The organism is Spirillospora sp. NPDC048819, from assembly GCF_040650055.1.
Taxonomy (GTDB): domain Bacteria; phylum Actinomycetota; class Actinomycetes; order Streptosporangiales; family Streptosporangiaceae; genus Spirillospora.
Genome location: NZ_JBEZGN010000021.1, coordinates 40,496 through 63,437, shown reverse-complemented (window position 1 = coordinate 63,437; position 22,942 = coordinate 40,496). Strand labels below are relative to the sequence as shown.

At 68.6% G+C, this 22,942-nt stretch carries 32 protein-coding genes; 14 read left to right on the top strand and 18 right to left on the bottom strand.

Annotated elements, in window-relative coordinates; all coding sequences use genetic code 11:
• The first annotated feature begins 38 nt into the window (after nt 1-38).
• Together AB0C35_RS26020 and AB0C35_RS26015 are read left to right on the top strand one after the other, a co-directional pair.
• Entirely contained in the window at nt 39-206 is a 168-nt protein-coding gene (locus AB0C35_RS26020) for a hypothetical protein (RefSeq protein ID WP_358460652.1), read from the top strand.
• 244 nt (nt 207-450) lie between these two features.
• A complete protein-coding gene (locus AB0C35_RS26015) occupies nt 451-879 on the top strand; it encodes a pyridoxamine 5'-phosphate oxidase family protein (RefSeq protein WP_358460646.1) in 429 nt (142 codons plus the stop codon).
• A gap of 91 nt (nt 880-970) precedes the next feature.
• Here the strand turns inward: AB0C35_RS26015 and AB0C35_RS26010 are convergent, their stop codons facing one another.
• The 4 genes from AB0C35_RS26010 to AB0C35_RS25995 all read right to left on the bottom strand — a co-directional run bounded on the left by AB0C35_RS26010 (nt 971) and on the right by AB0C35_RS25995 (nt 4,674).
• Nucleotides 971-1,837 (bottom strand): universal stress protein, encoded by an 867-nt coding sequence (locus AB0C35_RS26010; RefSeq protein ID WP_358460643.1) that lies wholly within the window; start codon nt 1,835-1,837, stop codon nt 971-973.
• Between the two features lie 20 nt (nt 1,838-1,857).
• Complete coding sequence (locus tag AB0C35_RS26005) at nt 1,858-2,688, bottom strand: universal stress protein (RefSeq protein ID WP_358460640.1); 831 nt, start codon at nt 2,686-2,688, stop codon at nt 1,858-1,860.
• Nucleotides 2,689-2,880: 192 nt separating this feature from the next.
• Nucleotides 2,881-3,921 (bottom strand): zinc-dependent alcohol dehydrogenase family protein, encoded by a 1,041-nt coding sequence (locus AB0C35_RS26000; RefSeq protein ID WP_358460637.1) that lies wholly within the window; start codon nt 3,919-3,921, stop codon nt 2,881-2,883.
• 87 nt (nt 3,922-4,008) lie between these two features.
• Complete coding sequence (locus AB0C35_RS25995) at nt 4,009-4,674, bottom strand: DUF4389 domain-containing protein (protein WP_358460926.1); 666 nt, start codon at nt 4,672-4,674, stop codon at nt 4,009-4,011.
• Nucleotides 4,675-4,945: 271 nt separating this feature from the next.
• On the opposite strand from AB0C35_RS25995, the gene AB0C35_RS25990 reads away from it, so the two are divergent.
• Nucleotides 4,946-5,794, top strand: coding sequence for a universal stress protein (locus AB0C35_RS25990; RefSeq protein ID WP_358460634.1), 849 nt, complete (start codon nt 4,946-4,948; stop codon nt 5,792-5,794).
• Nucleotides 5,795-5,843: 49 nt separating this feature from the next.
• Here the strand turns inward: AB0C35_RS25990 and AB0C35_RS25985 are convergent, their stop codons facing one another.
• Together AB0C35_RS25985 and AB0C35_RS25980 are read right to left on the bottom strand one after the other, a co-directional pair.
• Entirely contained in the window at nt 5,844-6,116 is a 273-nt protein-coding gene (locus AB0C35_RS25985; RefSeq protein WP_358460631.1) for a metal-sensitive transcriptional regulator, read from the bottom strand.
• Between the two features lie 14 nt (nt 6,117-6,130).
• Entirely contained in the window at nt 6,131-6,499 is a 369-nt protein-coding gene (locus tag AB0C35_RS25980; RefSeq protein WP_358460923.1) for a thioredoxin domain-containing protein, read from the bottom strand.
• 261 nt (nt 6,500-6,760) lie between these two features.
• Here AB0C35_RS25980 and AB0C35_RS25975 point away from each other — a divergent pair, with 261 nt between their 5' ends.
• A complete protein-coding gene (locus AB0C35_RS25975) occupies nt 6,761-7,150 on the top strand; it encodes a DUF302 domain-containing protein (RefSeq protein WP_358460628.1) in 390 nt (129 codons plus the stop codon).
• Nucleotides 7,151-7,323: 173 nt separating this feature from the next.
• On the opposite strand, the gene AB0C35_RS25970 is transcribed toward AB0C35_RS25975, so the two are convergent.
• From AB0C35_RS25970 to AB0C35_RS25955, 4 genes are all read right to left on the bottom strand, one after another.
• Nucleotides 7,324-8,238 (bottom strand): sulfite exporter TauE/SafE family protein, encoded by a 915-nt coding sequence (locus AB0C35_RS25970; RefSeq protein WP_358460920.1) that lies wholly within the window; start codon nt 8,236-8,238, stop codon nt 7,324-7,326.
• Complete coding sequence (locus AB0C35_RS25965; RefSeq protein WP_358460625.1) at nt 8,238-8,813, bottom strand: rhodanese-like domain-containing protein; 576 nt, start codon at nt 8,811-8,813, stop codon at nt 8,238-8,240. Before AB0C35_RS25965 ends, AB0C35_RS25970 begins: the two co-directional genes overlap by 1 nt.
• 81 nt (nt 8,814-8,894) lie before the next feature.
• On the bottom strand, nt 8,895-10,259 hold the full coding sequence (locus tag AB0C35_RS25960; protein WP_358460622.1) for an MBL fold metallo-hydrolase: 1,365 nt from the start codon (nt 10,257-10,259) through the stop codon (nt 8,895-8,897).
• A gap of 23 nt (nt 10,260-10,282) precedes the next feature.
• Nucleotides 10,283-10,609: a rhodanese-like domain-containing protein gene (locus AB0C35_RS25955; RefSeq protein WP_358460619.1), complete on the bottom strand. Its 327-nt coding sequence runs from the start codon at nt 10,607-10,609 to the stop codon at nt 10,283-10,285.
• Between the two features lie 345 nt (nt 10,610-10,954).
• Between AB0C35_RS25955 and AB0C35_RS25950 the strand changes: the two genes are divergently transcribed.
• The 3 genes from AB0C35_RS25950 to AB0C35_RS25940 all read left to right on the top strand — a co-directional run bounded on the left by AB0C35_RS25950 (nt 10,955) and on the right by AB0C35_RS25940 (nt 13,487).
• Nucleotides 10,955-11,224, top strand: coding sequence for a metal-sensitive transcriptional regulator (locus tag AB0C35_RS25950; protein WP_358460616.1), 270 nt, complete (start codon nt 10,955-10,957; stop codon nt 11,222-11,224).
• Nucleotides 11,225-11,693: 469 nt separating this feature from the next.
• Nucleotides 11,694-12,119, top strand: a complete 426-nt coding sequence (locus tag AB0C35_RS25945; RefSeq protein ID WP_358460613.1) for a pyridoxamine 5'-phosphate oxidase family protein — start codon at nt 11,694-11,696, stop codon at nt 12,117-12,119.
• 282 nt (nt 12,120-12,401) lie between these two features.
• Nucleotides 12,402-13,487 (top strand): IS630 family transposase, encoded by a 1,086-nt coding sequence (locus AB0C35_RS25940; protein WP_358460610.1) that lies wholly within the window; start codon nt 12,402-12,404, stop codon nt 13,485-13,487.
• A 466-nt stretch (nt 13,488-13,953) separates the two neighbouring features.
• Here AB0C35_RS25940 and AB0C35_RS25935 read toward each other — a convergent pair whose 3' ends face one another.
• The 5 genes from AB0C35_RS25935 to AB0C35_RS25915 all read right to left on the bottom strand — a co-directional run bounded on the left by AB0C35_RS25935 (nt 13,954) and on the right by AB0C35_RS25915 (nt 18,066).
• Nucleotides 13,954-14,220: a hypothetical protein gene (locus AB0C35_RS25935; protein ID WP_358460608.1), complete on the bottom strand. Its 267-nt coding sequence runs from the start codon at nt 14,218-14,220 to the stop codon at nt 13,954-13,956.
• Nucleotides 14,221-14,990: 770 nt separating this feature from the next.
• Complete coding sequence (locus tag AB0C35_RS25930) at nt 14,991-16,337, bottom strand: tyrosine-type recombinase/integrase (RefSeq protein WP_358460606.1); 1,347 nt, start codon at nt 16,335-16,337, stop codon at nt 14,991-14,993.
• 281 nt (nt 16,338-16,618) lie between these two features.
• Nucleotides 16,619-17,167, bottom strand: coding sequence for a site-specific integrase (locus AB0C35_RS25925; protein ID WP_358460917.1), 549 nt, complete (start codon nt 17,165-17,167; stop codon nt 16,619-16,621).
• A 123-nt stretch (nt 17,168-17,290) separates the two neighbouring features.
• A complete protein-coding gene (locus AB0C35_RS25920) occupies nt 17,291-17,827 on the bottom strand; it encodes a hypothetical protein (protein ID WP_358460603.1) in 537 nt (178 codons plus the stop codon).
• The gene (locus AB0C35_RS25915; RefSeq protein ID WP_358460600.1) at nt 17,824-18,066 is read right to left on the bottom strand and encodes a helix-turn-helix domain-containing protein; all 243 of its coding nucleotides are present in this window, start codon (nt 18,064-18,066) and stop codon (nt 17,824-17,826) included. The genes AB0C35_RS25920 and AB0C35_RS25915 overlap by 4 nt, the downstream gene beginning before the upstream one ends.
• A 55-nt stretch (nt 18,067-18,121) precedes the next feature.
• Here AB0C35_RS25915 and AB0C35_RS25910 point away from each other — a divergent pair, with 55 nt between their 5' ends.
• The 3 genes from AB0C35_RS25910 (at nt 18,122) to AB0C35_RS25900 (ending at nt 19,431) form a co-directional block, all read left to right on the top strand.
• Nucleotides 18,122-18,370, top strand: a complete 249-nt coding sequence (locus AB0C35_RS25910; protein WP_358460950.1) for a hypothetical protein — start codon at nt 18,122-18,124, stop codon at nt 18,368-18,370.
• A gap of 504 nt (nt 18,371-18,874) precedes the next feature.
• Nucleotides 18,875-19,285 carry a hypothetical protein gene (locus tag AB0C35_RS25905; RefSeq protein ID WP_358460948.1) on the top strand — a complete coding sequence of 137 codons (411 nt, stop codon included), beginning with the start codon at nt 18,875-18,877 and terminating at the stop codon, nt 19,283-19,285.
• A complete protein-coding gene (locus tag AB0C35_RS25900; protein WP_358460914.1) occupies nt 19,186-19,431 on the top strand; it encodes an integrase core domain-containing protein in 246 nt (81 codons plus the stop codon). Before AB0C35_RS25905 ends, AB0C35_RS25900 begins: the two co-directional genes overlap by 100 nt.
• A gap of 221 nt (nt 19,432-19,652) precedes the next feature.
• Here the strand turns inward: AB0C35_RS25900 and AB0C35_RS25895 are convergent, their stop codons facing one another.
• Nucleotides 19,653-20,309 (bottom strand): formylglycine-generating enzyme family protein, encoded by a 657-nt coding sequence (locus tag AB0C35_RS25895; protein ID WP_358460911.1) that lies wholly within the window; start codon nt 20,307-20,309, stop codon nt 19,653-19,655.
• Between the two features lie 281 nt (nt 20,310-20,590).
• Between AB0C35_RS25895 and AB0C35_RS25890 the strand changes: the two genes are divergently transcribed.
• Nucleotides 20,591-21,217 (top strand): TetR family transcriptional regulator, encoded by a 627-nt coding sequence (locus AB0C35_RS25890; protein WP_358460597.1) that lies wholly within the window; start codon nt 20,591-20,593, stop codon nt 21,215-21,217.
• 13 nt (nt 21,218-21,230) lie between these two features.
• On the opposite strand, the gene AB0C35_RS25885 is transcribed toward AB0C35_RS25890, so the two are convergent.
• Complete coding sequence (locus AB0C35_RS25885) at nt 21,231-21,353, bottom strand: hypothetical protein (RefSeq protein ID WP_358460594.1); 123 nt, start codon at nt 21,351-21,353, stop codon at nt 21,231-21,233.
• Between the two features lie 270 nt (nt 21,354-21,623).
• Here AB0C35_RS25885 and AB0C35_RS25880 point away from each other — a divergent pair, with 270 nt between their 5' ends.
• Together AB0C35_RS25880 and AB0C35_RS25875 are read left to right on the top strand one after the other, a co-directional pair.
• Entirely contained in the window at nt 21,624-21,821 is a 198-nt protein-coding gene (locus tag AB0C35_RS25880; protein ID WP_358460591.1) for a hypothetical protein, read from the top strand.
• A gap of 115 nt (nt 21,822-21,936) precedes the next feature.
• Nucleotides 21,937-22,347 (top strand): hypothetical protein, encoded by a 411-nt coding sequence (locus tag AB0C35_RS25875; RefSeq protein WP_358460588.1) that lies wholly within the window; start codon nt 21,937-21,939, stop codon nt 22,345-22,347.
• 114 nt (nt 22,348-22,461) lie between these two features.
• Here the strand turns inward: AB0C35_RS25875 and AB0C35_RS25870 are convergent, their stop codons facing one another.
• Nucleotides 22,462-22,629 carry a hypothetical protein gene (locus AB0C35_RS25870; protein ID WP_358460585.1) on the bottom strand — a complete coding sequence of 56 codons (168 nt, stop codon included), beginning with the start codon at nt 22,627-22,629 and terminating at the stop codon, nt 22,462-22,464.
• On the opposite strand from AB0C35_RS25870, the gene AB0C35_RS25865 reads away from it, so the two are divergent.
• Nucleotides 22,582-22,839, top strand: a complete 258-nt coding sequence (locus AB0C35_RS25865) for a hypothetical protein (protein WP_358460945.1) — start codon at nt 22,582-22,584, stop codon at nt 22,837-22,839. The two genes, AB0C35_RS25870 and AB0C35_RS25865, sit on opposite strands and share 48 nt — an antisense overlap.
• The last annotated feature ends 103 nt before the right edge of the window (nt 22,840-22,942 follow it).

Below are 22,942 nucleotides of genomic sequence, written 5' to 3'. Positions count from 1 at the left end.
GCCGGCGGGTACCTCCGGCCCAAGCCGAGGGAGGCACCATGAGCGCACTGGAGCGGCGCGAAACGCGCGGCATCTTCCCGGAACCGGAACTGTTCGACTGGATCGACGACATCAAGGCGTCCTACGACAAGGGCATCCTCACCGTCCGCTTGCCGATGCCCAAGGCCACCAAGGCCGAGGCCAAGCGGATCACCGTTGAGAAGTAGCGGCACCAGTGCGAAGGGCACCGAATCGAGCAATCGATCCGGTGCCCTCCGTTCTTGTCCGCGCCGGAAGCAGGACGAGGACAGAAGGCTCTAACGGCCGCCACTAGCGCGATTCTTCGCGCGCGGTTCAGGCCAAGAGCGCGCCCGCCAGAACAAACATCACATGCATGAAAGGACGGACGGCATCCGGTCCCGTGACGTTGGACCTCTGCCGCCCGAATCGGCCAAGGCCGAGCATGGAGTCATGAACGACACGGGGATCGGGATGATGGAGAGCCTCACGCGAGCCGAATGCCTCGGCTTGATGGGTACGGTGCCGATCGGCAGGATCGTCTTCACTGAGCAGGCGCTTCCGGCGGTCCTACCGGCCGGCTTCGTGCTGGACGATGGGGATGTGGTCATCTGCGCCCCAGCCGTCTCCGGGCTGGACACCCGCATTCGCGGCGCGGTCGTGGCGTTCGAGACCGACGGCATCGACGCGCGCGGCCGTGCGGTCTGGTCGGTCACCGTGGTCGGGCGGGCTCGGGTCGTCCGCGATCCCGGCGAACGCGTCCGGTCGGCACTGCGGCCTTGGACGACCACGCCGGAGGCGCGGTTCGTCCGCATCTCCTGCCAGCGGATGGCGGGCCGCCGGATCAACAGGATCGGCGGCGACCACCAAGCCGCCGCATGATCATGACTCGGAGCAAGCGGCATCCATCGCTCAAGATCACGAGATCACGAAGAAGGAGGTCCGGCGGACCGGGCCTCCTTCGCATTTGCGGTCACCGCTCTTGCGCGGGCGTGACGGGGACGACCGCGACCGGGCAGTGCGCGTGGTGGATGAGTGCGTGCGTCACCGCGTGGCTGCGCGGCACCGGCAACCTCTCACGGGCGTGCGAGCCCGCGATCGCCAGGTCGACGTCGCGTGACGCGGCGACGAGGGCGGCGGCGGGGTTTTCCTGGACGACGTCCTCCACGACGTCCACACCGGGGAAGCGTTTGCGCATCGGCGCATGCGCCTCGATGACGCGCCACCGGGCCCGCTCCTGAATGCGCTGCAGGTCGGCTCCCGCTCCGGGGCCGTCCAGCGCCTCCGGGAACGGCCAGGCGTGCACGACCCGCAGCCTGGCGTTCCGCACCGAAGCGGCCCGGAACGCGTACTCCAAAGTCGCGGAATCGTCCCCCAGGCCGACGCCCACGGCGATCTCGGCCCGCTCGGCCGCCGGCCCGCCGCGTACCAGCACCACCGGGCAAGCGGCGTTCCGGACGACCCCGAGCCCGACCGACCCCAGCAGGAGCCCGGCGAAACCGCCGAGACCACGATGCCCCACCACCAGCTCGAATGCCTTCTCGGAGTGTTCGGCCAGGGCCCGGACGGTGCGCCCGGACGCCAGCTCGACTCTCACCGGCACCTCGGGCCGGCGGGCGTGCGCGATCCGCTCGGCGCCCGCGAGCACCTCACCTCCCGCACGAGACACCGAGCCCACCTCTCCGGGCGCGGTGTTCAGCGGGACGTCGAACGGCCAGTCCTCCACCACATGCACCAGCGTCAGGTCGCGCCCGTATCGAGCCGCCTCGTCGGCCGCCCACGTCACGGCTCGTTCGGACGGCGCCGAGCCATCGGCGCCGACAATGATCGGATCGGACATAGTCAACTCCTCTCGGTCCTTCAACTGTTGGGCACGACGACCACGGGGCAACGTCCGTGGTGCAGCACCGTGTGGTTGACCCGGCCCAGCGCCATGCCGGCCAGAGGGCCACGCCGGCGGCGGGCACCGACCACGACCAGCGCGGCGTTCCCGGACGCCTCCACCAGTGCCTTGGCCGCAGTCCGGTCGGAGACCAGCCGGTCGACCGGGACGTCCGGATACCGCTCCTCATACCCGGCTAGGGCCTCCGACAACTCCAGGTCCTCGATCACCCGCCGGCGCGGAGAGAACTCCCCGCCCACCGCGTGCAGCGCGAGGATCCTGGAGCCTCGGGAAGCGGCCTCGGCGAACGCCCAATCGGTGAAAGCCCGCTCGTCGTCCAGGCCCTCGATCCCGATCACGATCTGCGCCGGCGCGTCGGTCGGGTACGGAGCCGAACGCGACACCACCAGCACCGGGCAGCGGGCATGCGCGGCGGTGTACAGGCCGACGGAGCCGAACAGCAACCCCTCGAAGCCGCCGAGGCCCCGCGATCCCACCGTCACCAGGTCCGCGCGCTCACTCTCCTCCACCAGCGTCCGCCCCGGATCGGCGGACACCAGCCGCGTCTCGATATCGAGGTCCGGATGGATCTTCGATGCGTACTGGCGGGCCTCGCCGAGCAGGTCCTCGCGTTCGGCGACCAGGCGGCGCAACGCGTCCTTCGGAATCGTCCCTTCGTCCACCAGAGCACGGGAACCGTGCACCAGCAGCAGCGGGAGACGGCGCCGGCCGGCACGGTCGGCCGCCCAGTCCAGAGCCCGCCAGGCATGCGCGGAGCCATCGATTCCCACGACGATCGGAGCCGACATCGTTCACCCCTCCTGGGCCGTCCTTCAGTTCACTCTCGACGCTAGGGCGCGGCTCTCCGTCTCTTCTGCGGCCAAAGGTCCCGCCCTTCGAGGACGACGGTCACCGACCCACACGCCCGGCAGGCGGCTCGTGTCGCCTGACGGAGGCCGAAGCCCTGCAGGGATGGGCTGCGGCCTCACAAAGTCGACGGGTCAGCGGGTCAGGACGACCTTGAGGGCGCCGGTGTCGGCGGCGTCGGCGAAGACGTCGTAGGCCTTGAGGAACTCCTCCATCGGGAAGTGGTGGGTGACGAACCGTCCGGCGTCGAGCTGCCCGCCGGCGACCAGCCGCAGCAGCGTCGGCGTGGAGAAGGTGTCGACCAGGCCCGTGGTGATGGTGATGCCGCGGATCCACTGCTCTTCCAGATGCAGGGCGGCCGGGCCGCCGTGCACGCCGATGTTGGCGATGTGGCCGCCCGGCCGGGCCAGCGCGACCGCCGATTCGAAGGTCTCCGGGATGCCCACGGCCTCGATGGACACGTCCGCTCCCAGCCCGCCGGTGAGTTCACGGACGGCGGCGATCGGGTCCTGACGGGAGTTGTTGATCGTGATGTCGGCGCCGAACCGCTTGGCCGCCTCCAGCCGGCTGTCGGCCAGGTCGATCGCGATGATGCGACTCGGGCTGAACAGCCGCGCCCCCATGATCGCCGCCAGCCCGATCGGGCCGGCGCCCACCACCGCGACCACGTCGCCCGGCCGGACGGCGCCGTTGAGCACCCCGACCTCGTAGCCGGTCGGCAGGATGTCGGCCAGCATCAGCACGTTCTGCGCGGGCACCCCGTCGGGCAGCGGGTGCACGGAGGTGTCGGCGAACGGCACCCGCACGTATTCGGCCTGCGTCCCGTCGATCTTGTGCCCGAGGATCCAGCCCCCGCCGCCCACGCACAGCCCGTAGCGGCCCTGGCGGCAGAACCGGCACGTCCCGCACGCGGTGATGCACGACACCAGCACCTTGTCGCCCGGCTTGACCGTCCGGACCCCCTGGCCGACCGACTCGACGGTGCCGACCGCCTCGTGGCCCAGGATCCGCCCGTCGGTCACCGCCGGGACGTCGCCTTTGAGGATGTGCAGGTCGGTCCCGCAGATCGTCACCGCATCGACCTGCACAACCGCGTCACCGTCCTCGATGATCTGCGGATTGGGAACGTCCTCCCATGCCTTGTTCCCGGGGCCGTGGTACACCAGCGCTCGCATAACGCCTCCTTCACCGGTTCGGCTGTCGATTCCAGCGTCGAATCCCGCCGGACGGCGGTGTAGTGCCCAACGTCCCCGCACGCGGGCCTAACGTCCCCGCCCGGTCACCGCGGCGCTCTCCGGCTCCGGCTCCGTGCCTCCCATGTCCAGCCGGAACGGCGGATACCGGTCGGTCATCAGGAAGGCGTAACCGGCCACCCGCAGCGCCCAGCGGTTCATGCCCATCACGAAAGCGAAGATGCCGCGCAGGTAACGCGTGGTGAACAGCAGCGCAACGGCGGCGACGAGCACCAGCAGCCCGACCAGCCCGGGCGCGTTCCAGCCTCCGTCGCCTCCCCCGGTGCCGCCACCCATGAACAGCGCGACCACCAGGTAGTGCGGGATCGCTAGCAGCCACCACTTCACCAGCACCAGCCCCCGCGACAGTTGCTCGGGGTAGTCGATGTGCAGGCGGGCGGGATGGTCGGGGACGTCCTTGAGCGTGAACGGCGGATACCGGTCGGTCGCCAGAGCGCCGTACCCGTAGAAGGCCACGCGCCACGCCCAGCGCAGCACACCGAGGTTGAACTCGAAGATCGGCCGGGGGTAGCGGCCCGTGGCCAGGATCGCGAAGAACGCGACCACGGTGAGCACCGCGAACGCGATCCCGAGAAAGAACAGAGCGATGTAATGCGGGATCAGCAGCAGCCATTTCACCAGCCACAGCCACCGCGACAGCGGCTCATCCAGCCGGCCGTCGACCCGGACCGGCATATGTTGACCGTCCACGTCAATCTCCCAACGGTCGATCGCCCGGCGACCCGAGTGCCGGCCGGGCATCACCTACACCAACCCTCTCCGTCACCGGCCACCAGGTTGAAGAGAGATTCGTCCGCACCCTGCGGGACCTAAGTCCCGCCACCTCGCAGGAAGGGACATTGGTCCCTGGACCGGCCGGACGAACGGGGGTGGAGACAAGGCCCGGCGACGTAGACATTGGAGCCGGAAGACATCCGTCCAGGAGAGCCGGAACGGTGGACGCGCGATGAGAGCGGACCATGACACCAGATCCTGGAACGAGCCCGGCCTACTCGTCGGCTACGACGACTCCGACGACGCTCGTTTCGCGCTCAGCTGGGCGCTCGCCGAGGCCCGACTGCGGCACTGCGCCGTCACCGTCTGCGACGTGTGGAGCCCACCGTGGGACGCGGGCATCGACGACCTGACCGCCAACCTGTTCCACAGCCGGGCGAGTCGTATGCTCCAGGACGCCGTCGCCATGGCCCGCCGCTGGGAACACGGAGTCCCGGTGCGCCCTCTGCTCATCCGGGGATTCCCGGTGACCGAGCTGAGACGCGCGAGCGCACAGGCGGACCTGCTCGTCGTCGGCTCACGCGGGCTCGGCACAATCGGGCACCTGCTGGGCTCGGTGAGCGCCGGTGTCGCGGCACACGCCCGGTGCCCCGTGGTGATCGCACGACCTCCCCTCGCACGCCGGCCGGCGATGCCCATCGTGGCCGGGTTCGACGGGTCCGACTTGGCGCAAGAAGCGCTCAAGCTCGCCTACCTGGAGGCCGAACTGCACGACGCCCCGCTCATCGTCCTACGCGCTCTCCCACCGGATGCCAGCCCGGACGACGCGCAAGCATCCCGGCTCGACCGGGAGATCAACCAACTCGGGGCCACATACCCTTCGGTCCGGTGCCGGGTGGAAACGAGTTTCGACAAACCCCGCGACGCGCTGCTGAACGCCGCCCGGGACACCCGAATGCTCGTCGTCGGATCGCGCGGCGCAGGCGGGCTCCGCGGCCTGGTGCTGGGCTCGGTCAGCCAGTACCTCGTCCACCACGCGCCCTGCACAACGATCATCGCCCACCGCGGTGGCGCACATTAACGCGCCTCCGTTCGACCTGCCTGGAGCGCGTGGCCGGGAACCGGCTGCCTCACGCGAGCGTGAGGAACAGCTTTTCCAGCTGGGCCCGGTCGATCTCGGCCTGCTCCGTCCCGGTGTTCTGCTCTGCGAAGCAGTGTTCCAGCCCCGTTGCGATGATCTTGAATCCAGCGCGGTCGAGGGCGCGGGAGACCGCCGCCAGCTGGTTGATCAACTCGGCGCAGTCGCGCCCTTCATCGATCATTTTGATGACGCCGCCGATCTGCCCCTGCGCACGCCTGAGGCGCACGACGACGTCGGCCAGAGATCCCTTGTCCAACTCCACTTGTGCTGCCCTCCTCAGGCGCTGCGCCGGTGCTCCTCGGCACGGCGGCGCACGTCGTCCAGGTCCACCGCCCGGGCTTCTTCGATCAGCTTCTCGAGTTCGGGCTCGCGCAGCGCCCCCGGCTGGGCATACAGGACCACCCTGTCCCGGATGATCATCAGGGTGGGGATGGACGTGATCTGGAATGCACCGGCCAACTCCTGCTGGGCCTCAGTGTCGACCTTGCCGAACACGATGTCGGCGTGCCGCTCGGAGACGCGCTCGTACACGGGCGCGAAGAAGCGGCAAGGGCCGCACCAGCCGGCCCAGAAGTCGATCAGGATCATGTCGCCGCCGTCGAGGACCTCTTCGAAGTTCTCCCGCGTCAGTTCGGTCGTGGCCACCATCGCCTCCAGTGTCCGATTTATACCCCCACGGGTATACCAACAGCCGCCTGGCCTGCCTCATTCCAGCTTTGACACTGACCCTTCATATACCCGCAGGGGTATCCTGGAGGGAGATCGCGAAGGAGCCATGATCACTGGAGAAAGAAGCCACCCGAGCCTCCTCGCCGACGCACGCGCCGTCCTGGCCGTGGTACGGGCCGAGGCATCACCGGCCCACGCGCCTCTTGACCAGGCTGTCGACACCCAAGGGAGAATTCCATGAGTTACGGCATGACCGTCCGGCTGCACCGGCCTTTCACCGAGACCGTCGAGCAGGTCCGGGTCGCACTGAAGGAGCAGGGGTTCGGCGTGCTCACCGAGATCGATGTGCGCGCCACACTGCGGGAGAAGCTCGGCGAGACGATGGAGGACTACCTCATCCTCGGTGCCTGCAACCCGCCGCTCGCCCACCGGGCCCTGCAGGTCGACCGGCAGATCGGTCTCCTGCTGCCCTGTAACGTCGTCGTCCGCGCCGACGGTGACGACACCATCGTCGAGGCGCTGGACCCGCAGGTCATGGTCACGGTGAGCAAGGACGCGGGCCTCGAACCGGTCGCCGACGACGCGGCGCGGAGGCTCGCCGAGGCGATGGAGTCCCTGCGTCCCTGAGCCGGTCCTCGACCACGGCCACCGGGCCTCACGCGTCGCGTGCAATGGGCGACAATAACGGTCCTCGATTGCCTTGGTCCCCGAACGGTCCGGCCCACGGCAGCATGCGAGAGTCGAGCGGCCCGGGACAAAGGGGATCCCGGGTCCCCGTCCGCCTGCGGACCGCCTGATGGTCAGCGTCGCACCGGTTCCGGCCTGGTGGCGTGTCCTTGCTCCCCACCGGCGGATGGTTCCCGCCGCTTCGTCTTGCGCTTCTGGAACGCGACGGCCACGGTGAAAGACACGGTGACGGCCGCGAGCGCCGCCCAGCCGCCGGGGGTGGCGAACAGTGCGTGGCGGGCGGCCGCCGGGGCCTGTTGGGTCAGCACGATCGCGGCCATCACCAGGACGAACCAGCCGAAGGCCTGGCGAAGACGTACCGGATCGATGCGCCCGGCCGGCCATGCGCCGGCGAGGGCTCCGAGCACCGCCGCGCCGGTCACCGCGAGGGTCAGCGGCCAGTCGAGGTCGACGCTGTGGAGGTAGCCGGCCAGGCCGGCGAAGGACTTCATCGCGATGACCATCAGCGAGGTGCCGACCGCGACCGGCATGGACAGTCCGCCGAGCAGGACGAGCGCGGGAACGACGAGGAATCCTCCACCGGCCCCGACCAGTCCGGTGACGACTCCGACGGCCAGCCCTTCGGCCAGGATCCGCGGCATCGGACGTTCCACCGGCCCCCCAGTGGGGGCCGGGCGGCTGCGCAGCATCGCCAGCGCGGTCACGGCCATCATCACCGCGAAGGCGGCCAGCAGCACGGTGGAGGGAATGTGGGCGGCCAGCCGTCCACCGGCGTAGGCGCCCGCCATGCCGGCGCCGCCGAACACAAGTCCGGTGCGCCAGCGGACCCGGCCGGCCCGCGCATGCGGCAGGACCCCGGCCAGCGCGGTCGCTCCCACGACGAACAGCGACATGGCGATCGCCTGCTTGGTCTCGACCCCGGCGACGTAGACGAGGATCGGCACAGTGAGGATGGATCCCCCGCCGCCCAGCAGCCCCAGCGAGACGCCGACGGCGAGCGCGGCGGCCAGGGTCAGCGCGAGCGCCATCATGGCCGCCGGTCCCGCAGGATCGCGACCACGTCCTCGGCGCTGCAGGCCGGTGCCCGGTTGAAGGGCAGCCGGGCCAGGAGCATGCCCATCAGACAGGTGTTGGTCAGGGCCGCGATCGTCAGGCCGGCGCCGATCGCGACGGCCAGCCACTCGAGCCCGGAGACGACGATCCCGCCGAGCACGCCGGTGAGAACGAGGGCTCCGGCGACCAGCCGCACCTGCCGTTCCAGGTCCCAGCGGGACCGGCCGCGGTTGAGCGGCGCGTCCACCGCCTCCCAGGCGACGATCCCGCCGTCCAGGATGTGCACATTGGTCATGCCCGCCTGGCTGAGCGCGCGTTCGGCCTGGGCGGCGCGGTTGCCGGTCCGGCAGACCAGCACTACGTGTTCCAGGCGGCCGCGCAACTCGTTGCGGTGTTCCCGGAGCGTGCCGAGAGGGACGTTGTAGGAGCCGGGAATGTGCGCCGCGGCGAACTCGGCCGGGGTGCGCACGTCCAGCATGCGCGGCGGGTCCGGGGCCGCGATGCGCTCTTGCAAGGACGCCGCGTCGATCTTCGGGGACATCTTCGTCATGTCAGGCTCAGCCTTCGTCTGGGGCGGTCCCGGACACGGTGCGGGCCGCGTCCGGGACTGCGAATCGATGATCGTCATGGGTCACGCGGCGGCCGCGACGATCGGCAGGCCGGCGCGGGCGCCGGCGCCGTACTCGTCGTCGACGGCGACCACGCGCCGACCGGCGGCGGCCAGGAACGAGGCGGCCGCGGCTGCGCGGTAGCCGCCCTGGCAGTGCACCCACACCTCGCCATCGGGCACCTCGTCCAGGCGCTGCGGCAGGTCCTGCAGCGGGATGTGAACGGCGCCGTCGATGTGCGACTGGTCCCACTCCAGGGCGCGGCGCACGTCCAGCACCACGACGGGCCGGTGGTGCCGCACGGCGGCCAGTTCGTCGAACGACGCCCTGGGGAAGGACGCCAGGGTCTCCCCGCCCGCCCAGCGTTCTGGGCCGCCGGTGGCCGACGCGGCAGGCCGGTCAATGCCGATGCGGACCAGCTCACGCTGGGCGTCAGCGACGTCCTGGGGTGTCTCCCCCAGCAGGGTCAGCGGTGTGCCCCACGGGATGAGCCAGCCGAGGTAGGTCACCATGCTGCCGTCGAGCCCGAAGTTGAGCGTCCCAGCCATGTGCCCGGCCGCGAACGCCGTGCGGGTTCGCAGGTCGACGACCCATTCCCCGGCCTCGATGCGGCGGCGCAGTTCGGCGGCGTCCGCGCGATGCGGTTCCGACAGGTCGGGCGCACCGGGTCCCGCGCTGTTGGACGTCCCCATGCGGGCGTAATAGGCCGGCCAGGCGTCCAGCCCAGCCAGCAGCGTCTCCACGTAGTCCTTCTCGTCCAGGGTGAGCGCGGGATTGGCGCGTTTCTCCTGCCCGATCGTCGACGCCTCGGCCTCCGACTGGGTGGCCGAGCAGAAGCTGCCGAACCCGTGGGTGGGGAAGACCTCGGCGTCATCAGGCAGCTCACGGGCCAGCCGGTGCGCCGACCCGTACTGGGCGGTCACCAGTTCGTGGGTGTGCGCCGGGCCCAGTAGGTCCGGCCGTCCCGTGGACCCGTACAGCAGCGACCCGCCGGTGAACACCGCGGGCGCCCGGCCTGGCACCTCCAGGACGTAGGCCAGGTGCGTGAACGTGTGTCCCGGGGTCGCCAGCACCCGTACCCGCATCCGCGTACCGACCCGGATCATGTCGCCGTCCGCCACGGCGTCGTGCTCGAAGTCCACCGGATCGGCGGCGTTGACGTGGTACGCCGCGCCCGTGGCCCGGGCCAGAGCCAGCCCGCCGGTCACATAGTCGTTGTGGATATGGGTCTCAAAGACATCGATGACCGGCACACGCCGCTCCTCGGCCAGGGCGAGCACCCGGTCGATGTCACGCTGCGGGTCGATCACGAACGCGACCTCGCCGTCGGTGACGAAATAGCTGCGGTCCCCCAGGGTGGGGGTGTCGATCGGAACGATCTCGATCACTGAAATGCCTTCCTTCGCACTCATCAGGCGGCGCTCTCGCGCAGCCCATGCGTCACCGGGCCGCCGGCCCGGACCCAGGCGGCGGTGCCGCCGGCCACGGAGCGGGCGTCGATGCCCGCCGCCGCCATCCACCGGGCCGCGAGCAGGCTGCGGTTGCCGCTCGCGCAGATCACGTACACCGGGCGGCGGCCTTCCAGTTCCACCAGCCGCGCACGGACCTCCCCCATCGGCATCAGCCGGGCGCCCGGAACATGACCGCCCGCGTACTCGTGCCTGTCCCTGACGTCCACCACCAGCGCGCCTTCCGCATGCGCTGCGGCGAACGCCCGAACGTCGACTTCGCTGCCCATCCCTCTCTCCCTTCGTAATACCCCCCGGGGTATCTTCGAGCACGGTAGCCGAAGGAAACAGCACGAGGCAAATACCCCAGGGGGTATATCGCGGACGCATAAGGGAGGGATGAGTGAGCCGCACGGCCAGGCACGCGCTCGTTCGCCGGCGCTCAGGACACCGGAAGCATCAGCGGAGCCGGCGCAGCAGCCCTCCAGAGCGGCTGGCAGCCGATCAGCGGCCGCGTGCCGGGCGAGCAACCCAGGCACGCTATGGCATCTGCGACGCTTCTCATCGGCACGGCCCGGCGTCCGGTTCGATCGCGGCGCACACCGGATACCCTGGCGGGTATTAGGAGGGGTGACGTGAAACTCGACGTGGACTCGCTGGCTGACGCACTCGTGCGCCTGCGGCGCGCACAGGGCCAGCTTGGCGGTGTCATCCAGATGATCGAGAACGAGCGGGACTGCAAGGACGTGATCGCACAGCTCGCCGCGGTCTCACGGGCACTGGACCGAGCCGGATTCAAAATCATCGCGACAGGTCTGGAGAAATGCGTCCAGGAAGGCACCGACTCCGAGCAGGCCGCAGTCGACCGCGCCCAGCTGGAAAAGCTGTTCATGAGCCTCGCCTGACCCCCGGACGGGACGAAACCGTCACTTTCGGTGGGGCATTGGCCCGTGGCGGCCCCGGTTGTGGAAGTGCCTGCCCACTCCCCAGATCCATCAGCAGCTTGGCGGACCTACTGCGCCGTTCACGGACCGCTCGGGTGGGAGCAGCCGCCCAGGATGCGCACCCGGCGGGTATCGGCCTCCATCACGAGCCATACGTACAGCCGTTGCAGCAGGGCCGCGCACAAACTGGCGACGCAGCACCGCCGCCTCGTGCCGCCGCGCCAAGGTCTCTGCCTCCTTCGAAGCATCGCTGCACGCGGGAACGTCAGGGAACCCGGTACGCGGACCAAGGCCAGATGCACGACTCGAAACAGGACGAGGCCCGAGGACAGAAGCCCAGGTCACATGCCGTGCACGAGTTCTGGCGCCCCACACGGGTTCAGGACCTTGGTCCCTAACGCTTTCCACCACGAACGCCCACTCTGGAAGCATGCAGCTCGACCAAAGTGGCCTGGAGATCCTGGACGAGGATGAGTGCCGCGCCCTGCTCACAGGCACCACGATCGGAAGGATCGTCTTCACCCACCAGGCGCTTCCCGCCGTTCAGCCGGTCAATTTCATTTTCAGCCAGGGCAGCATAGTGATCAGGACGTCGCGAACATCCAGGCTCGCCACGGCCGCCACCGACACCGTCGTCGCGTTCGAAGTCGACGAGTTCGACACCACAGCCCGGGCCGGCTGGTCGGTGGTCGTCGTCGGCCGCGCCCGACGCGTCACCGATCCCCGCGATATCGCCACCCTGGAGACCCTGCCACTGGACAGTTGGGCCCCAGGCCGACGCGACACCTTCATCCGCATCCACCCCCAGGTGACCAGCGGCCGCCGCATCGGCAGGACCGCCGAGCTCAGGCCCTGAACCTCGCGCATGTTGTTCCTCCCGCTACCGGGCTCCCGGAGCTCCGAAGAGCGCGTCTGCACCAGGTATCCTCGGCCGCAGCCCTGTGGATTCGCTGACGTGCGGTCCACGGCGACGCGCTCCCGTCCGGCAGGGCGCGAGCCGTTCATAAGGTGATCAGCGCTCTCAGGGGACCTGTTCCCAGCCGGTGGGGCTGGTGCATGCCCAACTGTCATCCAAGATCGGTGCCGCGCTCCTAGTGTTCTGAGTCAATAATTCTTTGTTAGTCGGTAGGCTGTGGGGATGCCGAGCCCGAAGCTGGAACCGGTGGTGTTGTCCGACGAGGAGCGGTCGGTGCTGACCGGGTGGGTGCGCCGCCGCAAGACCTCCCAAGCGCTGGCGTTGCGGGCGCGGATCGTGCTGCTGTGCGCCGAGGGCGCCACGATCGCCCGGGTCGCCGAGCAGGCCGGCGCGTCGCGCAACACGGTGTCGAAGTGGCGGTCGCGGTTCCTGGCCGATCGGCTGGAGGGCCTGACCGACGAGCCGCGTCCGGGCCGGCCGCGGGTGATCAGCGACGAGCAGGTCGAGCGGGTGGTCACTGCGACGCTGGAGGAGACGCCCGGTGCCGATACGCACTGGTCGACGCGGTCGATGGCGGCGGCGACCGGGATGTCGCAGTCGGCGGTCTCGCGGATCTGGCGGGCGTTCGGCCTCAAGCCCCACACCGTGCAGACCTGGAAACTGTCGACCGATCCGCAGTTCGTCGACAAGCTCCGCGATGTGGTCGGGCTGTACCTGAACCCGCCGGAGAACGCCCTGGTGCTGGCGGTGGACGAGAAGTCGCAGATGCAGGCGATCGACCGGACCGCCCCGATCCTGCCGATCATGCCCACCACTCCAGCCCGGATGACCCACGACTACCTCCGGCACGGCACCACCAGCCCGTTCGCCGCCCTGGACCTTTCCTCGGGGTCGGTGATCGCCCAGCACTACCGGCGGCACCGCCATCAAGAGTTCCTGCGGTTCCTCAAGCTCATCGACGCCGCCGTCCCCAAGGACCTGGACCTGCACCTGGTGCTGGACAACTACGCCACCCACAAAACCGAGCAGGTCAAAAAGTGGCTGCTACGCCACCCCCGGTTCCACCTGCACTTCACACCGACCAGCGCTTCCTGGCTCAACCTGGTGGAGCGCTGGTTCGCCGAACTCACCAACCGCAAACTGCGCCGCTCGGCCCACCGCAGCGTCGTCGAGCTGGAGCGTGACGTCCGCGGCTGGATCAACGAGTGGAACAAGGCACCCAAGCCGTTCGTGTGGACCAAGACGGCCGACGAGATCCTCGAAACCCTCGCCGCATACTGCCAACGAATTAATGACTCACGACACTAGCTCAGCACAGACGACAGACATCGACGTGCTCGCAAATCCGCCCAGCCGCCAATGGTGCGGACGGAACATCCACATCGTTCCCTGGGACAACGACCGCCTACTCCCCCACCCGAACCGATCCCCATCAAGGTCAACACCACCGTTCGCCGGACACGACTCCTCCGAACGGTGTGGTCAACGAATACCGCAACGCCGCATAACGATCAACGCATCCACGACAACGCAAAAAACGCAGCTCAAAGCCAGAATCTGGATATTGAAGCCCCACAGGTGTCTGCCTCGGTTGTCAGGCCGGCCGCGCGTTCGGGGGCGGTGCCGTCCCGCCAGCCCGCGCGCGGGACGGCGCGGCGGCCTGGTCGGCGAAGGCCTCGCGGTGGTGGCCGCGGGCGATACCTGCCCTGGGATCCAGGGGTGGGACGATCACCCTCCGAACGTAGGAGAGGGTGATCGGTTCGGGCGACCCCGTCTACGACTGCTCCGGTGGGTCCGGTGGCGGCAGGCTGCGCTCAGATCGTTCAGACCGGATCTCACGGTCGAGTCGCAGGTCCAACAGCAGTCGAAGGACGGCCAGAGCGGCGTGCTGACGACGCTCGGAACCAAAGATCGCAACCATGGTGATGGTGGCGATGAGCGAGACCAGCACGGCAGCCGCCGCGACGATGAGCGTCGCAGCAACTGGTCCGACGGTCAGATAGGCGCCCACGGTGGCCGCCAAGGCCAGCGTGGTATTCACGGCACGCGGAACTCTTCCCACAAAACAGGGCCTCCCTGGCTGCTGAACTCCAAGGAGGCTCATTTTCTATAAGAGTCACCCGCCGGACCCTGAACCAAACCCTCTTCTCAAGATTTCTGTCCGCCCGTCCGTCCCAGGCTGGATCACCAAGGGGACGGCCTCTGGGTTGATGAACCTGCGGACCACCTCACCGAAGAGGGGGCCGCCAAGGCCCGCCTGCTCCTTGACGATGAATGGTCTCATCCGCTTCCTGAACCGGGTGAGGGTCCGGGAGTACGACTCGGCGCGTCCGTCGTCACGGACGTGGGCCTGGCAACGGTGGCCCAGGTTCGCCTGCCCGGAACCGACCTCCATGACGCGGGCCTGCGAGGCACGAACCTGCAGGGCAGGGACATAAGCGAAGTGGACCTGCGGGGCACGAACCCTGCACTCACCGAAAACTCCGTCCGTGCAGGTCAGGCGAGGCCGCCGCCGAGCGAGCGAGCGAGCGAGCCACAAGATCACCAAACGCCCCATGGCGGCTCGTTGTCGGCTCGGCGGTTCTGAAACGAATCGGCATGCAGTAACATTGGACGGCAGGGAAATCGGGCGAGATGCGGACGGTTCGGCATGCAATGCCACTGTGCAACCCATTCCGACACGACAATTTCGGACTTTTAATCCGGAGGTTGCGCAGACCAGCATCACCGCAGGATGACGCAGACATACCGGATGATCGCTTCCGGTTGGAACCTCTTGCCTGACGCGCTGCGATCACAGCGCCTAGTTCGTCAGTCGGTGCGGCGGCGGCTGCGGATCTTGTCGAAGGCGGCGAGGGCGGTGTCGTCGGCGTCGTCGAGGGTGTGCAGGTAGCGCTCGGTGGTGGAGATGGATCCGTGGCCGAGGCGTTCCTTGACGACCTGGAGGTCGGCGCCGCCGGCCAGGAGCCAGGATGCGTGGGCGTGGCGGAGGTCGTGGATGCGGACCTTGACGTCCAGGTCGGCCTTCTTGAGGGCGGGCTTCCAGATCTGGTTGCGGAACCAACTGGCGGGGACGTGGCCGTCGGTCTCGCGGCGGCGGGGTTCGCGGGGGTTGTCCTTGCCGTCGGCGCGGCGGCGGGCCCGGTACTCGGCGAAGGCTCGCCTGCAGTGGTCACAGCGGCACTTGGCGGCGTTGTAGGCGCTTAGCGTGCCGTGCCGGTAGCGACGTCCCTTGGCGTTCTCTTTGGTCCAGCCGAGCGCCTCGGGATCGAGAGGGGCGGGTCGCTCCTCGTCTGCGGTCTCCGGTTGGTAGACGAACAGGAGACCGTCGGTGCCGAGTTTCTCTTCGATGATGTGGTCTTCGAGTTTGGTGACGATCTGGTCGCTGAGCTTGAAGCGGCGCCACTCTTTGTCTTTGGGGTAGTCCTTGACCAGGAAGCGTTTGCCCTCGGGGTGGAACTTCGGGTTGAGTTCCACGACGACGCGGCTGACCGTCAGGAGGCGGGAGCGGGTTTTGAGGTCGCGGCCGCGGAGTTCGGTGAGTTCGCCCCAGCGCAGCCCGGTTTCGATGGCGGTCTCGACCAGGAGTTTGGAGTCGGCGTCCGGGAGGGCGTGGTAGAGGTCGTCGAACTGCTCGGGGCTGATGATTTCCAGCGGTTTCTCGGGGACGGTGGGGGTGCGGACTCCTTTGCAGGGGTGGATGTAGGTCACCTGGTCGTTCAGTGCGGTGGTGAAGATGGCACTGAGGACTACCTTGTTGTAGCGGATGGTGGCTGCTGAGACGCCGTTCTTCTTCATGCTCCTGATCCAGGCGCGGACGTGCTCGGGGAGGATGTCCATCATTCGCATCGCGCCGAACTCGGGCATGACGTGCTTGTAGATCGAGTAGTGGTAGCTCTGCATGGTGGTCGGCTCGACCTCGTGGTTGGGCAGCCAGGTCTCCTCGACGTACTTCTCGAAGGTCTGCCGGCCGCGCTTGAGGTTGAGGTCCCTGCCCTTGCCGACCTCGGCCTCGGCGCGCTGCCAGGCCTTGTCGGCCTCCTTCTTGGAGGAGAAGGTCCCGGCCGATGTGATCTTGCCCTTGAGGTCTTCGTAGCAGGCGGTGTAGCGCGGCTTGCCGTGGCGGTCGATGCGCTTGAACGCGTACCCCAACGTCACTCCCCCGAATGATCGTTTGTTAGTGGCTCGTTAGTGGACTCTGCCCCACGGGGCGGGATCCAGGATGACTGCATGTCACGCACTCTAGGCCTCTGACCTGCATGTTCTCATGGATTCGGCTGATCGCAAAGGAGGCGGGATGAACGCTTTCAGGGCACTGGGGGTCAAGGGGTCGTGGGTTCAAATCCCGCCGTCCCGACAGAACACCAAGCCCTGTCGACATCGGAGTTTGCCGAGGTCAACAGGGCTTTTGTGTATCCGATCATCCTCGCCAGCAAGATCTAGACGACCCGCAGCCGGGGACCATCCGGGGACCTGCGGGCACTCAGATGGACGCTCAGCGCCTCCCCGGCCGCAGCGATCGAAGCGGCATCGGGATGCAAGTAACGCTGGGTCGTACTGAGCGACCCATGCCCCGCGATCTTCCGGAGCACATGCACCGGGACACCCGCATCAGCCAGCCACGTCAGGCCGGTATGGCGCAGGTCGTGACGCCGGAGATACTCGTATCCGAGCCGGGTCACCACCTCGTCCCAGTGGGTCGCATCCCGCAATACCGCCGTGGTGATGCGGCCACCCCGAGGGCCGGTGAACAGCCGAGCAGCAGGTTTGCCGTTCAGCGCGTCCAAGCGCCGGGCGACCATAGGCCGGATTTCCTCGATCAGCGGCACCGGCCGTGCCCGCTTGCCCTTGGTTCCCTTGTCGACCAGGCCGCCAGGGCCGGGCGTGGTCTGCCGGCGAACCGTCCAGGTCCAGGTGTCCCGATCGATGTCGCTGACACGCACCCCGGAGACTTCCCCGATGCGGGCAGCCGTACAGGCGGCAAAGATGACGACCTCGCCCCATCCTCCGTAACGGTCGGAGGAGCGCTCGATGAGGGCGGCGGCCAGCTCGACGAGCGCGGCCCAGTCAGGCAGTGCCAGCGCGCGAGGGTCGTCGAGCTCGTCTTCGGCCTACTTGTACTGCTGCTGCCAGCCGGTCACGCGCGCGGGGTTGTGGGTGATGATGCCGTCCCGTACGGCCTGTTCCATGATCCGCACGAGGATGGCGAGGCTGTTCTTGACGGTTGAGCGTCCGCATTCGTCGGAGATCCAGGCGTGGACCGTCCGGTCGACAGCACCGTTGGTGATCATGCGCACCGGCAGATGCCCCAGCGACGGGACAACTCGACGTCGCCAGCCCGCCATGTAGGGATCGAGTGTCTTGCTCTCCAGTCCGCGCGTGGCAAGGGTCATCACGCTCTCGCCGTACTCGGCGAGTGCCATGGTGAACGTGGCCGGGTCGATTCCCGCCCGTGCGGCTTTCTGGATTTCGGCAAGCCACTCTTGCGCCTGATCTTCCGTCTCCACCGACTCAGACACCGAGCACCGGCGCCGGGTGGAGGGGTCGACCCAGCGAACCCGTGCTCGATATGGCCGGGGTCGTCCGGCGCGGTATTCGATGTCGGCAGACAGCGAGACGCCGACCGGGATCTGTTCACGTCGAGTCACCGGTCTGTCTCCTGAGGATCGATCCGGCGACTCAACAGCCAGCGCTGTACATCCATGGCGCCGTAGCGGGTGACCGCCCCGCTCAGCCGGACGAACGGAGGCCCCTGGACGGGATGAGCGGTTCGCCAGCGGCGAAGCGTCGAGGGATCAACGCCGATGATCTCGGCGAGCTCCTCGGTGGTGTACCAGCCACCAAGCAGCAGTCCAACGGCATCTTGACGTTCGAGGGTCTCAGTCATCACGTTCCTTCCATGGTCAGGCTGCTCTTACGGACGACGCGGGGACGTGAAGCTCGTGAGCGAGTTCTTCGCGTCCGGCCTGGTGTCGTCGGCGGGCTTGGTCGGCGGCGGTGTTGGCCAGGAGGGCGTCTCCGGTGGTTTTCCAGCCGGAGCCGACGTAGGACAGGCGGGCGAGGACGATCGTGGTTTGGGTGTCAAGGTCGTCTTGACGTTCAAACCGCTCGTCGGAGTAGTCCGGTCCTTGGGGTTGGGTGCGGCGATACAGGATGCGTGCGGCGCGCAGGGCGCGAAGGTGACCGAGTAGTGGCGGGCTTTGGTGAAGAAGTGGCCGCCGAAGCCGAGCATGTGTGCCCAGCGCCGCAGGGACTCGAAGCCGGGGTGTTCGCCGAGGGTGTGGGGCTTCATTATCCCGGTTCGGGGCCTGACCTGCTGGTTTCCCGGCGGGATCATGCCGCGGTCGGGCAGGCTGAAGCGCCATGGTGTGGTCGCTGTTGTACGACCTGACGCGCAACTGGTTGGGCGTGATGCTGCTTCGATTCCGCGGGGACGCGGCCAAGGACGCCGAGATCTTGGTGTTACGTCATCAGCTTGCGATGTTGCGGCGGCAGGTGAACCGTCCTGCTCTCCAGTCGGCCGATCGGATCCTGCCGGCCGCGTTGTCGCGGCTGCTGCCCCGGGCACGTTGGAGCACGTTCATGGTCACGCCCGCGACGTTGCTGCGGTGGCACCGTGAGCTGGTCGCCCGGGAGTGGACCTACCCGCACAGGCGCCCGGCCGGCCACCGGTCCAGCGGGAGATCCGCCGGCTGGTGCTGCAACTGGCCGTCGAGAACCCGGGGTGGGGCCACCGCCGCATCCACGGTGAGCTGGTCGGGCTCGGTTACCGGGTGTCGGCGGCCATGGTGTGGCGGATCCTGCGCCGCGCCGGTGTGGAGTCGGCACCGCGACGGACCGACGCGTCCTGGACCACGCTTCTGCGCGCCCAGGCCTCCGGCGTCCTGGCCTGCGATTTCTTCACCGTCGATACCATCTTCCTCCAGCGGATCTACGTGTTCTGCGTGGTGGAGATCGCCACCCGCAGGGTCCACTTGCTGGGCTCCACCCGCAACCCGACGGGCGCCTGGGTGACGCACGAGCAAATGCTCATGCCGAGCGGTGGGCCGGCAGCGTCTACCGCGCGTGCACCGACCGGCTGCTGGTCTTCTCCCGGAACCAGCTGAAAGCCGTGCCGAGGATCCATGCCGATCATTTCAACGGCCATCGTCCACATCGTTCCCTGGGACAACGACCGCCTACTCCCCCACCCGAACCGATCCCATCAAGGTCAACACCATGGTTCGCAGGACACGACTCCTCGGCGGTGTGATCAACGAATACCGCAACGCCGCATAACGATCAACGCATCCACGACAACGCAAAACGCAGCTTAAAGCCAGAATCTGGATATTGAAGCCCCACAGGTTCCACGTCGCACGCGAACACCACCGCGTTCACCACAACCACGACCACGAAGAGCACGAGCTCACGGCCTGATCAATCCGCTGTCGGGCACCGGCGCGTATAGCCGATCGCTTCGGGATGAGGCTGTCACGACCGGGCCGATGGCGCAGAGCAGATGCGGAATCCGACATCGTCGATCCGGAAAGTCGGGTGGCTGCGCCGCCGAACCGAGGCCCGGCAACTCCAGTGCTCGTCGGCCCATCCGCCGCCGCGTAGTACCCGGTAGGTGCCGTACACCTCGGCGTCATAGATGTCCCAGCACCAGTCCCACACGTTGCCCAGCATGTCGTACAGGCCCCACGCGTTGGGCCGCTTGTCGCCCACGGCGTGGATACGCCCGGCCGAGTTGTCCCGGTACCAGGCGATCTCGTCGAGCTCTCCGTACCGTGGCCCGGTGGTACCGGCACGACATGCATGCTCCCACTCAGCCTCGGTCGGCAGCCGGTATCCCTCAGCGGAGGTGTTCCACTCGGCTACTTCGGTGTCGAGACGAAGACGGTACGCAGGTGCCAGCCCCTCGCGTTGAGACAAGATGTTGCAGAACCGGACGGCGTCCCACCACGAAACCCCCTCAACGGGCAGCCGCTCACCTCGAGCAGCACTCGGCCGCCCACCCGTGACCTGCGCGTACCACGACTGCGTGACGGGGAACGCAGACACCTGGAACGGTGCAACCTCGACCGACCAGCGGCGCTGTGTCCGCCGGTCCGACAGGCTCACCCGCCCGGGCGGAACAGCGATCAACTGATGTTCAGCGCCCACATGCACGAAGAGCACCTTACCGACGCCTTCGAAGCAGTCACGTCCCTGCTGACGGAGCGACCACGTCACGTGACTCCGCGCCCGTTGTTGACAACAACCTGCGCTTCCACCCCGACCAACAGGCAACCACCGAACTCGCCACGCCGCATCCAGGCCGAACACGGCCCGCCGGTAGGTGAACGCCTTCACCCCCAGAGGTGGGCCAGATGGGTACCATTCGGCACGCTAGAACGGATTTTCGGAACCGGCACATCGGGTGAGGGATGACAGCGAGCGGCACGCCGGCCGGGCGGCCCCCCGGACGCCGTCCCGGGACCGCGCGGACGCGGGAGGCGATCCTCGACGCGGCGAGGCGGTGCTTCGCCGAGGACGGGTACGCCGGGACGTCCATCCGGCGGATCGCCCGGGAGTCGGACGTCGACCACGCCCTGGTGCTGCACTTCTTCGGCACCAAGGACGCGCTCTTCGGGGTCGTGCTGCGCTCCGTCCCGCTGCTGGCCGACCTCGTGCGCGAGGCGAGCGAGGGCGACACCGGCGGCCTCGGCGAACGGCTCGTGCGCGGCTACCTGGACCTCTGGGACGACCCGGACGCCGGCCGCTGGTTGCGGGTCGTCGCGCGGGCCGCGTCCGCCTCGCCGAACGCGGCGGCGGCGCTCGCCGCGTTCATCGCCGACGAGGTCATGGTCGTGCTGGCCCGCCGGGTCGGCACGGAGAACGCGGAACTGCGTGCCAACCTCGTCGGCGCACAGATGCTCGGCGTGGCGACGGCCCGCTACCTGGTGCGCACCGAGCCGCTCGCGTCCGCCGCCCGCGAGGACGTCGTCGCCCATCTCGCTCCGGTCATCCAGCAGTGCTTGACCGGGGACGTTTCCAAGCCCGTCGACCGGTGATCACGGCCCGTCGTCAGGGACTCTCGATGAGGTCGACGACGTGCTCGGTGATGGCCATGGACGATGTCGCGGCGGGCAAGGGGGCGTTGCGGACGGCGGTGACCGGGCCGAGCCGGTGCACGCGGAAGTCGTCCACCAGGCCGCCGTCGAGCGCCTGGCCCCGGCCCGGACGACGTCGCCGGCGCCGATCTTCGGCACGTAGCGCCGCGCCGTCCGCATATGGGAGCGCTTGGACGCCGAGCCGTAGATCTCTGGGAGGCCGGTGCGCCAGTGCCGCCGCGCCACGCGCCAGGTACCGCGCCAGGGAGCGATGTCGCGCAGGTCCCGCAGCAACACGTCCGACCGGCGGTACCCATCGCGCACCAGGTGCGCTTTCGCGGGACGACGCTCATGTACTCGCCGCGGAATGGATGATCATCGGCTCGCCGGCATCTCAGGCCACGCAGACGACGACATCCTGATCCCCCCATCCGCGGACACGATGTGGCCGATCAGCGTCGCCTTGCGCCAGCTCCAGCTCAACCACGCGTCCTGCCGCGTCGTGCTCGTCCCGCGCACCGCCATCTCGTTCACTTCCCTTTCAGCGTGGGATCTCGTCCCATGACGATGAACCCGCCCGGAGGGCCCGTTCGCGTCCGGTGCTCGGCGGTACGGCGTCCGGCGCACGGCCGCCGCCCGCGGCTACGCCGATGTCATACCGGCGTGCAACGATGGCGGCCATGCCGTTCGCACCACCGCCGGCGAGCGCGGCCTGGGGCCACCGGGAGGGCCGAGGCGGTTTCGACGTCCTCCGGGCGCGGCGCAGCGACGGCGGCTGGACGCTGCGGGGCACGACCACGGCCCTTGAGGAGGGCACGGCCTGGGTCGTGGAGTACGCGCTCGACGTGGCCGGCTGGAGCAGACGTACGAGCACGAGGTTCCTCGATGCCCGTCCGGATGTCGAGTCCGAATTCTCTGACGCCCAGATGACCGAGGAGAAAGAGACCGCGTGGACGGACTTCAGCGCCGACCTCCTCGCCCGCCATCAGGCCGAGCGAACGGGGTCGGTGGACGAGCTCGAAGCCGAATGCGCCGACGCGACCGTCCGTGGTCGTGCCCCTGGTGCGCGTCCGGTCTTGGCGGCCACCTGACCCAGCGGCGGTCCCGTTGGCAGACGACCGGGGCCTGCGGTGGGCCATATCGACCTCCGCTGGGACACCTGAACGCGTGGCACCATCTGGCTCTGCCCGGCTCCATCCGGGGGCCTATGGCTTCAGGGCGTCGAGGAGCGGTGTGACGACGGCCATCGCGTCGCGGCGCATGGTGGCCGTGTCATCGGTCGCGCTGATCAGGAGAGCGGTCTCGTCCGCTATCGCGAGCAGGACGTGGGCGAGCGGCTTGACCGGCAGTTCCCGGACCCTCCCATCGGCCATCCCCTGGACGCGGTCGTCTGCTCGGAGAAATCGGCGTCGGGCGATGAGAGCGCCGCCGCGGCGACGGCGGTCGTGTTCGTGCACGGCTTCCCGGTCGAGGCCACCCTGTGGTCGGGCGTGGCAGACCTGTTCGCCGCCCAGGGCATCCGGTCCTACGCCCCCGACTGGCCGCTGGGCTCCCACCGCACCCCGGTGCCCACCGCCGACTAGACCCCTCGGCTTCGGCCTGCTCGCCCGCCGATTCGACCCCGACCAGTCCCGCCGTTGGATCGAACCGGCGCTCACAGACGCGGCCGTGCGCGCCGACACCGCC